This is a genomic window from Hydrogenophaga sp. (assembly GCF_051007235.1).
Lineage (GTDB): Bacteria > Pseudomonadota > Gammaproteobacteria > Burkholderiales > Burkholderiaceae_C > Hydrogenophaga.
In genome coordinates this window covers 1-9812 of record NZ_JBPCSJ010000451.1, presented here as the reverse complement: position 1 = coordinate 9812, position 9812 = coordinate 1, and the positions used below count along the sequence as shown (strand labels likewise).

Here is a 9812-nt window from a genome sequence, read left to right as displayed (position 1 = left end):
TGCAGGCGCTGCGGCAGGCTGGCGGGGTCGATGGCTTGATCGCCCCAGAAGGTCTGGCCCTGCGCATCGAGCGCGATGCTCACCGAGGCCGCCGGTTCCGGCGCCGCAGCGGCCGGCGCGGCCGCTTTGGGCAGCTCCAGCGCCAGGCGGCTGGCCATCAGCGGCGTGGCCAGGATGAAGATCACCAGCAGCACCAGCATCACGTCCACCAGCGGCGTGACGTTGATGTCGCTCATGGGCTGGTGAGCCGCCGGTTTCTCCAGTCGGCCGAAACTCATACCCCCACGCTCCGCCGCTGAAGCGGGTCGCTGCCCCCCCGAGGGGGCTGATTCACCTTGGGGCGGCCCGGCGGCGAATCCTTCGCTCATGGCTTATCCCGGTGCAGGAGCAATTCGCGCAGGTCGCGGGCGAAGCCTTCCAGTTCGGCCTCGATGCGGGCGATCTGGCGGCCCAGCACGTTGTAGGCGAGCACGGCGGGAATGGCCACCGCCAGACCGGCAGCCGTCATGACCAGGGCCTCGCCCACCGGGCCGGAGACCTGCTCGATGCGAAAGCCCGCGCCGTCTTCGCCGATGGCGGTGAGCGCGTGGTAAATGCCCCAGACGGTGCCGAGCAGGCCCACGAAGGGCGCGGTCGACCCCACGGTGGCCAGCAGGGTCTGACCGAACTGCAGGCGGTGCAGCACCGCGTGCAGGGCGTCGCGCAGCACGCGGGTGAGCTGCTGCGAGCGGTCGCCCGCCGCGGCCAGCGTGTTCGGCGCGGTCTGCTCCAGCGTGCGCGCCGCGTCCACCAGGGGCAGCACCAGGCGCTGGGCATCGAAGTGCCCCAGGCGTTCGCGGGCAGCATGCAGGTCAGCGGCCTGCCAGAAGGCGGCGGCCGACAGCTGCACGTCGCGCACCGCGCGGCGCAGCAGCCAGCCTTTCCACAGGATGACCACCCAGCTAACCACCGACATGGCCAACAGCAGCAGCGCCACCGACAGGCTGATCGCATCGCCCTGCAGCACGGTTTGCCAGACTCCCATTTCAAGCCTCCATGGTGCCGACACGCCAACCCGAGCGCGGGCGCCGTTCGAACCGGCATGCGCCGCCAGGCCGGCTCTGCCGAACGGCTGGCGACGCCCCCTTGAGGGAGCAGCGCGAAGCGCTGCGGGGGCGTTTCATCGGTTCAGGCCGAGCACGTCGAACATGTCGTACAGACCGCTGGTCTTGCCGGCCAGGAAGCGCACCGCACGCAGGCTGCCCTGGGCGTAGGTGGCGCGGCTGCTGGACTTGTGCGAGATCTCGATGCGCTCGCCCGTGCCGGCGAACAGCACGGTGTGGTCGCCCACGATGTCGCCACCGCGGATGGTGGCGAAACCGATGGAGGATGGGTCGCGCTCGCCGGTCACGCCTTCGCGGGCGTAAACAGCGCAGTCTTTCAGATCGCGGCCCAGCGCGTCGGCGATCACCTCGCCCATCTTGAGCGCGGTGCCGCTGGGCGCGTCCACCTTGTGGCGGTGGTGCGCTTCGACGATCTCGATGTCGTAACCCGTGGACAGCGCCTTGGCCGCCATTTCCAGCAGCTTGAGCGTGACGTTCACGCCCACGCTCATGTTGGGCGCCATCATGATGGCGATGGACTTGGACGCTTCGGCGATCTGTGCCTTCTGCTCGTCGGTGAAGCCGGTGGTGCCGATGACGACGTTCACGCCCTGTTTCACGCACTCGCGCAAGTGCGCCAGCGTGCCTTCCGGGCGGGTGAAGTCGATCAGCACCTGACTGCCCGACAAGCCCGCGGCCAGATCGGCCGTGATGGTCACGCCAGTGGCCTGGCCGCCGAATGCACCGGCGTCCAGCCCGATGGCGGTGCTACCGGGAACGTCCAGCGCGCCGGAGAGCACGCAATCACCGCTGGCGCGTACGGCGTCCACCAGCATCTGGCCCATGCGGCCGCTCGCGCCGGCGATGCAGACACGGTGCAGGTTCTGTGCGGCGCTCATCGGCCGGCTCCGGTGGTTTCGAGCGGCGGGTAGGCCACCGGCGCGGTGCCGGCGGGGGCCGGCGTGGCGGTGGGCGCGGGCGCCGCGTTGCGCGCCTGGAAGGCCTTGAGCTGCTCTTCCGTGGCCTGCAGCACCGGCGGCTTGTCGGACGTGCGGCGCACGTCCAGCGACGACACGAACTCGGCTTCGCTGGGCAAGGCGTCGGACTCGACGCGTTCCAGCACCTCGCCCTTGAAGAACAGCGCCAGCTTGCGCTGTTGCAACGGCAGGCCCTGGCGCTGGAAGGTGAACACGTAATCCCAGCGGTCGGCGTGGAACACGCTGGTCAGCAGGGGCGAGCCCAGGATGTCGCGCACCTGGCTGCGGGGCATGCCGGGCTGAAGCGCCTTGGCCTGCTCGCTGGTGACCACGTTGCCCTGCTGGATGTCGATCTTGTACGGCGTGACGATGCTGGTGACACCGGGCAGTTTGTCGCCCAGGCTGGAGCAGGCCAGTTGGCTGGCGGCCACGCCCAGCAGGCCCAAGGCCGCCAGGATGCGGCGCCACCCGTTCGGGCGGGCCAGAAAAGAGGGTTCAACAGAGGGTGTGGATGGCATGGCAGAGCGCGCTGAAAAGCCTCGCGCCGGCAACGCCGCCGACGGGGGCAATGCCGGCCCGGGAACGGGCTGGCGATATGATCGGTTCATTGTACGGGGGTGCCGGTGCACGGTGGTTCCCACGCCACGACCGACCGCGACCCCTGCCCCACGCCAGCCGCCATGACCAACATCGACGAACTCAAAAGCACCGGTCTGAAAGCCACGCTGCCGCGCCTGAAGATTCTGGAGGTGTTCCAGAACGCCAAGCAGCGGCACATGACGGCCGAAGACGTGTACCGCGTGCTGCTGGAAGAACGTTCGGACATCGGTCTGGCCACGGTGTACCGGGTGCTGATGCAGTTTGAGCAGGCGGGCCTGCTCTCGCGCAGCAATTTCGAGTCGGGCAAGGCGATCTACGAACTCAACGAAGGCCAGCACCACGACCACCTGGTGTGTCTGGACTGCGGTCGGGTGGAGGAGTTCTTCGACCCGGAAATCGAGAAACGCCAGCAGATGGTGGCCAAGACGCGCGGCTTCATCCTGCAGGAGCACGCCCTCTCGCTCTACGCCAACTGCAGCAAGACCGACTGCCAGCACCGCGGCAAAGCCAAGGGTTGAATCGCTTCTCGGTGAGGAGGCCATCCTCTTCCCCATAAACACCGCGGAACCGGCTTGCCGGGCCGCAGGTGTTGCCCCGGGGGGGGGGCGCCGAAGGCGGCGCAGAGGGAGGCCCCATCTACTCGCCGCGTGACATGGCGGCGCGGTGCCGGGACACGAATTCCTGGTAGGTGTCGATACCCCGCAACTGCAGGATGGTGTTGCGCACCGCCGCCTCCACCAGCACGGCGATGTTGCGACCGGCCACCACCTGGATCACCGCCTTGCGCACCGGTACGCCCAGCACGTCCTGGTACAGCGGCTCGTGCGGCATGCGGTCGTAATCGCGCTCCATCGTCTCTTTGCGCACCAGGTGCACGATGAGCTGCAGCCGCATCTTGCGGCGCACCGCCGTCTCGCCAAAGATGGCTTTGATGTCCAGCAGGCCGATACCACGCACTTCCAGCAGGTTCAGCAGCAGTTCGGGGCAACGCCCGTCGATGCTGGTCTGGTTGATGCGGTACAGGTCCACCGCGTCGTCGGCCACCAGGCCGTGGCCGCGGGAAATCAGCTCCAGCCCCAGCTCGCTCTTGCCCAGGCCCGATTCGCCGGTGATCAGCACGCCCATGCCCAGGATGTCCATGAACACACCGTGCATGGAGGCGCGGTCGGCGAAGTGGCGAGAGAGATAGGCGCGCAGCACGTCGATGACGAAGGCCGCAGGCTCGGGCGTGGCGAACATCGGGATCTGCGCGCGCTCGCACATGGCCATGAGGGGGTCGGGGACGCCCTGGCCGTCGGCCACCACGAGCACCGGCGGCTCCAGCGTCACGATGCGCGCCACCCGGCGGCGGTTGTCGTCTTCGTTGGCACTGCTGATGTAGGCGATCTCGCGCTCGCCGAACACCTGCACACGGTAGGGGTGGATGTAGTTGAGGTAACCGACGAGGTCGGCGCCGGAACGCGCCTCGCGGATCGCCACCTCGTCGAACTTGCGCTCGGAGGCCCCCAGGCCCGCCACCCACTGCCACTTCAGGGCGTCGCGGTGGTCTTCGAACAGGACATCGGCACTGACGACGGTGGGTTTCATGGGCGGGTCATCCGCCCGCCCCACCGAGGGTCATGGGCGGTCAAAAGGGAAAAGGGAACCGCCCCGTTCAGGCGGCGGCGTGGGCCGACTGCCACCCGGTGATCTGGCCGTGCAGTTCGACGGCGTCGGTGGCCTGCTTCATCTTCTCGCGCAGGGCACTGTCGCTGAGCAGCTCGGCGATCTCGGAGAGGATTTCCAGGTGCTTCTGGGTCGCCGCCTCGGGCACCAGCAGGAAAATCATCAGCTGCACCGGCAATTCGTCGGGCGCATCGAACCCGATGGGGTTGGCCAGCTGGAACACCGCCGCCAGCGGCTGCTTGAGGCCTTTGATGCGACCGTGAGGAATGGCCACGCCGTGCCCCAGACCGGTGGAACCCAGGCGTTCACGCGCGAAGAGGCTGTCGGTGATCAGCGCCCGGTTGAGGCCGTGCAGGGTTTCGAACAGCAGGCCGGCTTCTTCGAAAGCGCGTTTCTTGCTCGTGGCGTCCACGCTGACGAGCACTTGTGGCGCGGGCAATATGGCGGATAAACGGTTCATGTGGGCCTCGTTGGACCGCAAATTATGCCGAGTCGGGCGTGGTTGACTAGATGATGACCACAAAAAAGCCGCTTGACAGTGTCAGCGGCTTGTTGCATCGCAGCATCAATGTCGGACGGTGATGGACCGCCCGGTACCGATCACATCAGGCGCTTGGCCGAATCGTGGTGGTGCTCCTGGGTCTTGTCCTTGTAGCGCAGCACCTGGCGGTCCAGCTTGTCGGCCAGTTCGTCCACCGCGGCGTACAGGTCCGAATGGGCACTTTCCGCGAACAGGTCCTTGCCTTTGACGTGGATGTTGCATTCGGCCTTTTGCCGCAGATCCTTTTCCTTCAGGTTGTCGACCGTCAGCAGTACCTTGATATCGACCACCTGGTCGAAGTGTCGGGAAATGCGTTCGAGCTTGGTGGTGACGTAGCCGCGCAAGGCGGGGGTGACCTCGAGGTGGTGACCGCTGATCGTCAGGTTCATACAAGAGCCTCCTTTTGCTCCGGGTTGACACAAGCCGCCGGATGGGCAGACCGCCCGGCGGCCACGGGGAAGTCTTGAACCCACTATGCCCATGATTGACAGGGCGCGCAATCCCGCAGTGCAACAAAACGGCGAAACGAACACCTTGGCATTCAGGCGGGGTGCCGCTGCACGCCCGCGGTGGCGTGCACACGCACACGCCGCACCAAAGCCACCGCCAGCACGCTGGCCACGGCACCCACCAGCGCGCAGATCCAGTAGCGGGTGACGAGCCCGCCGGCGTCGCGGCCGATGATGAGCCCGCCCACGAACGAGGCCAGCCCCATGGCGGCCGACTGCACCGCCGAGTTCAGCGCCATGAAGGTGCCCCGCTGGGCCGGCGCCGCCGCCCCGGTGACCATCGCCATGCCCGGGATCATGCGGCCGCTCATGCAGATGAACAGCGCCGTCGAGACGATCAGCACCGCCCACAACGGCCAGGGCGGCAGCAAGGTGATGGCCAGCATGGGCACGATCACCGCCAGCGCCAGCACCCGGAACAGCCGCTGCTTGCCCAGGCGGTCGCTCAGGCGTCCGATCAGCCGCGCGGTGAACAGCGTGGCGACACCGCCCGCGAGGTAGAGGTAGGGAATCTGGTCGGGCCGCAGCCCCACGTTGGCCTGCATGTAGATGGTGATGTAGGGGAGCATGGTGAAGCCGGTGAACATCAGCAGGGCCGAAAAGGCGAACGCGCGCTGGTGGTTGGCATCGGCCAGCACCTGCGCGATGCCGCGCCACACCGAGGGCCGGTGGCCCGCCTGCAGGTGGTGAGCCAGCCGCGGCAGGGTGAGCGCGGCGCCCGCGGCCAGCACGCCGCTGAGCAGGGCGATGCCGATGAAGGGCGCCTGCCATCCCAGGTGGTGGGCCATGAACAGCCCGGTGGGCACCCCCGCCACGGTGGACACCGAGAAGGACGACATGACAATGCCCATGGCGCGGCCACGCCGCTCAAAAGGGATGACGTCGGCCACGATGGTCTGCGCCAGTGCCGACAGCACCCCGCCGAACAGCCCGGCCGCCACGCGCGCGGCCATGAGAAAGCCGTACCCCGGCGCCAGCCCGCAGGCCAGCGTGGCCAGGGCGAACAGCACGTACAGCGTCAGCAGCAGGTGCTTGCGGTCGAACCGGTCCACATAGGTGGCCGCGGCCAGACCCGACACCCCGGCGGCCAGCGTGTAGGCCGAGACCAGCAGCCCGAACTGCGCGTCGCTGATGCCGAACAACTGGGTGAACTGCGGCCCCAGCGGCATCATGATCATGAAGTCGAGGATGTGAGTGAACTGGATGCCGGCGATGGTCAGCAGCAGCCAGCGTTCGCGGCGGGGGGTGAGCAGGGGATGTGTCATGATTTTGGGCAACCGGCCAATGTACCCGCTGCCCCTTCGGGCGACGGCCCGGGAGGTACCTGACCCTTGTCGCTCGACACCCTGATCGCCCGCACCCTGCTCGAACGCGAAGCCCCACCCGCCGCGCCGCACGCTTGCGCGCTGGTGCTCATGGGGGGTGGCGCGCGCACCGCGTACCAGGCCGGTGTGCTGCAGGCCGTGGCGCGCCTGCTGCAGCCGAAGCGCACCGCGCCCAACGCGCCAGAGCCCTTCCCTTTCCGCTGGCTGTTCGGCACCTCGGCCGGCGCGCTGGGTGCGGCGTTCCTGGCCAGCCGGGCAGAACACGGCCTGGGCGCTCTGGGGGAGATGGCGGACTTTTGGCGCAACCTGCGTTCGCAGCACGTCTACCGGCTGGACGCCCCCGGCTGGGTGCGCGCCAACCGCCTGGCCGCCGGGTGGACGCTGGCGCGCCAGGTGCGGCGCCACCGCGCCCTGCTCGACAGCCTGCCCCTGGTGGACACGCTGCACCGCGCCATCGACCTGCCGGCCATCGAACGGGCGCTGCTGCTCGGTCAGCTGGACACGTTGGGCGTGACCGCTTCCAGCTACACATCGGGCGAGCACTGGACCTTCTGCCAGACCGGCCCTGAAACCTCGGCCCGGCCCTGGCACCGGCTGGGGCGGCGGGCGTCATTCGAGCCCATCACCATCGAGCACCTGATGGCCTCCAGTGCCATCCCCTTCCTGTTCCCCTCGGTGCCGCTGTGGGTCAACGGCCACAAGGAACATTTTGGTGACGGCTCCATGCGCCAGCTCTCGCCACTGTCACCGGCCATCCACTTCGGCGCGCGCCGCATCCTCGCGCTGGGCGTGGGCCAGCCGCGGCGCGCCGGGCTGATGACCCATGCGGGTGCCGACGACCCGACGGCGGGCACCATCGCCGGCCACGCCATGGCCAGCGTGTTCCACGACACCTTGCAGGCCGACGTGGAACAGGTGCAGCGCGTGAGCGAGACCTTGCACCAGCTGCCGCCCGATCTGGCGGCCGCGCTGCCCTACCGGCCCGTGCGCGTGCTGGCGCTGCAGCCCAGTTTTTCGCTCGACGAGCTGGCGCGCAAACACATCCGGGCCTTGCCCCGCTCCACGCGCAACACCCTCACCGGTCTGGGTGCGCTGGACACCGGCCGCGGCGCCGCGGGCAGTGCCGCGGCCCTGGCCAGCTACCTGCTGTTCGAGCCGGACTTCGTCAACGCCCTGATCGAGCTGGGCCAGGCCGACGCCCTGCGCCGGCAGGACGAACTTCTCTCCTTTTTCAACGCGCCCGAAGCGACCAGCGCGCAGATCGCGGTGCCATAATCGCCGCTGTTTCCACCCTCCGAGAGCCCCATGGACAGCACACCTCCCAGTTGTGTGCTTTCAGCCTCCCCTGCAGCCGTCTGATGAGCGGCGGTCGGCCGGCTGAAAGCGCCACCCGAACCGCCCTGCCGGCATGCACAGCGCATCCCGGCCGCCCTTGAGTCCGTCAGACCCCACGCCCGGGAGCACCCATGCTCAACGTTTTCACCCTGGCCAACGGCCGCCTGTTCCAGGAAGAAATCGAGTCGCTCGAAGAGCTGGCCCGTTTCAAGCCCATCTGGGTCGATCTGGAAAACCCCACCACCGAAGAACGGCGCTGGGTCAAGCAGCACTTCGGCCTGTCCATCCCCGAAGACGCGATGGACGACGACATCGAGGAGTCGGCCCGCTTCTTCGAGGAGGACAACGGCGAACTGCACATCCGGTCCGACTTCCTGATCGACGACGATGAAGACCCGCGCGCGATCCGCGTCGCCTTCATCCTGAACGAGCACAACGCCGAGCTGAAAAGCCAGGGCGTGCTGTTCTCCATCCACGACGAGGATGTGCCGGTGTTCCGCCTGCTGCGCATGCGCGCGCGCCGCATGCCCGGGCTCATCGAGAACGCCAAGGATGTGCTGCTGATGCTGTTCGACGCCGACGCGGAGTACTGCGCCGACACGCTGGAAGACATTTACGACGACCTGGAAAAGGTCAGCCGACAGGTGCTGGCCGGTGACGTGACGGACAACAAGGCCGGCGAAGTGCTCTCGGCGATTGCGCGCCACGAGGACATGAGCGGGCGCATCCGCCGCAACGTGATGGACACGCGCCGCGCGGTCAGCTTCATGATGCGCAGCCGCATGCTGAGCGCCGAGCAGTTTGAAGACGCACGCCAGATCTTGCGCGACCTCGATTCGCTCGACAGCCACACTGCCTTCCTGTTCGACAAGATCAACTTCCTGATGGACGCCACGGTCGGTTTCATCAACATCAACCAGAACAAGATCATCAAGATCTTCTCGGTGGCCAGCGTCGCGCTGCTGCCACCGACGCTGATCGCCAGCCTGTACGGCATGAACTTCCAGTACATGCCCGAGCTGAGCCAGAAATGGGGCTACCCGTTCGCGCTGGGGCTGATGGTGCTGTCGGCGGTGGTGCCGATGCTGTACTTCCGCAAGCGTGGCTGGTTGAAGTAGGTCCACCCCCATCGCCCGCTCACTGCGTGTAGCGGGCTCCGCCCCTCAAGGGGCAACGCGTGCGGCCTGGCAGAGCCAGTTCCGCCGCGTTCTCGACCCAGTCACCTCGCGCCGGGCTGTTCAGTGGTTGAACAGCGAGTCAATCACCGCGCCGCTGTAGCGGCTGGCGACTTCGCGCAGGAACTTCGGGAAGTCCACGTGCGCCGCGTCGTCGGCTCGGTCGGAGATGGTGCGCACCACCGCCAGCGGCACGCCGAAGTCGTGGCACACCTGGGCAAAGGCCGCCCCTTCCATTTCCACCGCGAGGGCGTCGGGGAGTTCGCGCTGCAAGGCCTGACTTTCGGCGGTGGTGGCGACAAAGCGGTCGCCGCTGATCAGCAGGCCCTGGTGCAGGCGGGGGGACTGCAGGCCAAAAGCGGCCACGGTCTGGGCGCCCAGCTGTTGGGGCAACTGGTGCAGCATGCGCTCGCAGGCCAGTTCCAGCGCATCGGCCAACGCCGCATTGGCCTCGAACCGCGCGCGCCCGTAACCCGGCACTTCGTGGCGCGGGAACAGCGGCGAGGCGTCCATGTCGTGCTGCAGGAAGGAGCGCGCCAGCACCACGTCCCCCACCTTCACGCCGGCACCCAGGCCACCGGCGACACCCGTGAACACGATGCG

12 protein-coding genes are annotated in these 9812 nt (G+C 67.8%); 3 read left to right on the top strand and 9 right to left on the bottom strand.

Annotated features, from left to right (window positions below; genetic code table 11):
* The 4 genes from ACR2JA_RS16085 to ACR2JA_RS16070 all read right to left on the bottom strand — a co-directional run.
* Positions 1 to 278, bottom strand: a 278-nt coding sequence (locus ACR2JA_RS16085) for an ExbD/TolR family protein (protein WP_434010083.1), incomplete at its 3' end; no start/stop codon positions are given.
* 86 nt (positions 279 to 364) lie between these two features.
* Entirely contained in the window at positions 365 to 1024 is a 660-nt protein-coding gene (locus tag ACR2JA_RS16080) for a MotA/TolQ/ExbB proton channel family protein (RefSeq protein WP_434010082.1), read from the bottom strand.
* Between the two features lie 135 nt (positions 1025 to 1159).
* Positions 1160 to 1981 (bottom strand): 4-hydroxy-tetrahydrodipicolinate reductase, encoded by an 822-nt coding sequence (gene dapB, locus ACR2JA_RS16075; protein WP_434010081.1) that lies wholly within the window; start codon positions 1979 to 1981, stop codon positions 1160 to 1162.
* The gene (locus tag ACR2JA_RS16070; protein WP_434010080.1) at positions 1978 to 2577 is read right to left on the bottom strand and encodes an outer membrane protein assembly factor BamE; all 600 of its coding nucleotides are present in this window, start codon (positions 2575 to 2577) and stop codon (positions 1978 to 1980) included. The genes dapB and ACR2JA_RS16070 overlap by 4 nt, the downstream gene beginning before the upstream one ends.
* A gap of 162 nt (positions 2578 to 2739) precedes the next feature.
* Here ACR2JA_RS16070 and fur point away from each other — a divergent pair, with 162 nt between their 5' ends.
* A complete protein-coding gene (gene fur, locus ACR2JA_RS16065; protein ID WP_434010079.1) occupies positions 2740 to 3177 on the top strand; it encodes a ferric iron uptake transcriptional regulator in 438 nt (145 codons plus the stop codon).
* A gap of 118 nt (positions 3178 to 3295) precedes the next feature.
* Here fur and hprK read toward each other — a convergent pair whose 3' ends face one another.
* From hprK to ACR2JA_RS16045, 4 genes are all read right to left on the bottom strand, one after another.
* Entirely contained in the window at positions 3296 to 4246 is a 951-nt protein-coding gene (gene hprK, locus ACR2JA_RS16060; RefSeq protein ID WP_434010078.1) for an HPr(Ser) kinase/phosphatase, read from the bottom strand.
* Positions 4247 to 4313: 67 nt separating this feature from the next.
* On the bottom strand, positions 4314 to 4784 hold the full coding sequence (locus tag ACR2JA_RS16055) for a PTS sugar transporter subunit IIA (RefSeq protein WP_434010077.1): 471 nt from the start codon (positions 4782 to 4784) through the stop codon (positions 4314 to 4316).
* A 140-nt stretch (positions 4785 to 4924) separates the two neighbouring features.
* Positions 4925 to 5254 carry a ribosome hibernation-promoting factor, HPF/YfiA family gene (gene hpf, locus ACR2JA_RS16050; RefSeq protein ID WP_434010076.1) on the bottom strand — a complete coding sequence of 110 codons (330 nt, stop codon included), beginning with the start codon at positions 5252 to 5254 and terminating at the stop codon, positions 4925 to 4927.
* 152 nt (positions 5255 to 5406) lie between these two features.
* Positions 5407 to 6639 (bottom strand): MFS transporter, encoded by a 1233-nt coding sequence (locus ACR2JA_RS16045; RefSeq protein ID WP_434010075.1) that lies wholly within the window; start codon positions 6637 to 6639, stop codon positions 5407 to 5409.
* Positions 6640 to 6705: 66 nt separating this feature from the next.
* Here ACR2JA_RS16045 and ACR2JA_RS16040 point away from each other — a divergent pair, with 66 nt between their 5' ends.
* Together ACR2JA_RS16040 and corA are read left to right on the top strand one after the other, a co-directional pair.
* Positions 6706 to 7974: a patatin-like phospholipase family protein gene (locus ACR2JA_RS16040; protein WP_434010074.1), complete on the top strand. Its 1269-nt coding sequence runs from the start codon at positions 6706 to 6708 to the stop codon at positions 7972 to 7974.
* A 191-nt stretch (positions 7975 to 8165) separates the two neighbouring features.
* A complete protein-coding gene (corA, locus tag ACR2JA_RS16035) occupies positions 8166 to 9152 on the top strand; it encodes a magnesium/cobalt transporter CorA (protein ID WP_434010073.1) in 987 nt (328 codons plus the stop codon).
* A 120-nt stretch (positions 9153 to 9272) separates the two neighbouring features.
* On the opposite strand, the gene ACR2JA_RS16030 is transcribed toward corA, so the two are convergent.
* On the bottom strand, positions 9273 to 9812 hold a 540-nt coding region (locus tag ACR2JA_RS16030), incomplete at its 5' end, for a 5'-methylthioadenosine/adenosylhomocysteine nucleosidase (protein ID WP_434010072.1).

Excerpts from the sequence above, each read along its gene's own strand:
- ACR2JA_RS16080 (WP_434010082.1), bottom strand. The coding sequence starts at position 1,024 with ATGGGAGTCTGGCAAACCGTGCTGCAGGGCGATGCGATCAGCCTGTCG.
- dapB (WP_434010081.1), bottom strand. The coding sequence starts at position 1,981 with ATGAGCGCCGCACAGAACCTGCACCGTGTCTGCATCGCCGGCGCGAGC.
- ACR2JA_RS16070 (WP_434010080.1), bottom strand. The coding sequence starts at position 2,577 with ATGCCATCCACACCCTCTGTTGAACCCTCTTTTCTGGCCCGCCCGAAC.
- fur (WP_434010079.1), top strand. The coding sequence starts at position 2,740 with ATGACCAACATCGACGAACTCAAAAGCACCGGTCTGAAAGCCACGCTG.
- hprK (WP_434010078.1), bottom strand. The coding sequence starts at position 4,246 with ATGAAACCCACCGTCGTCAGTGCCGATGTCCTGTTCGAAGACCACCGC.
- ACR2JA_RS16055 (WP_434010077.1), bottom strand. The coding sequence starts at position 4,784 with ATGAACCGTTTATCCGCCATATTGCCCGCGCCACAAGTGCTCGTCAGC.
- hpf (WP_434010076.1), bottom strand. The coding sequence starts at position 5,254 with ATGAACCTGACGATCAGCGGTCACCACCTCGAGGTCACCCCCGCCTTG.
- ACR2JA_RS16045 (WP_434010075.1), bottom strand. The coding sequence starts at position 6,639 with ATGACACATCCCCTGCTCACCCCCCGCCGCGAACGCTGGCTGCTGCTG.
- corA (WP_434010073.1), top strand. The coding sequence starts at position 8,166 with ATGCTCAACGTTTTCACCCTGGCCAACGGCCGCCTGTTCCAGGAAGAA.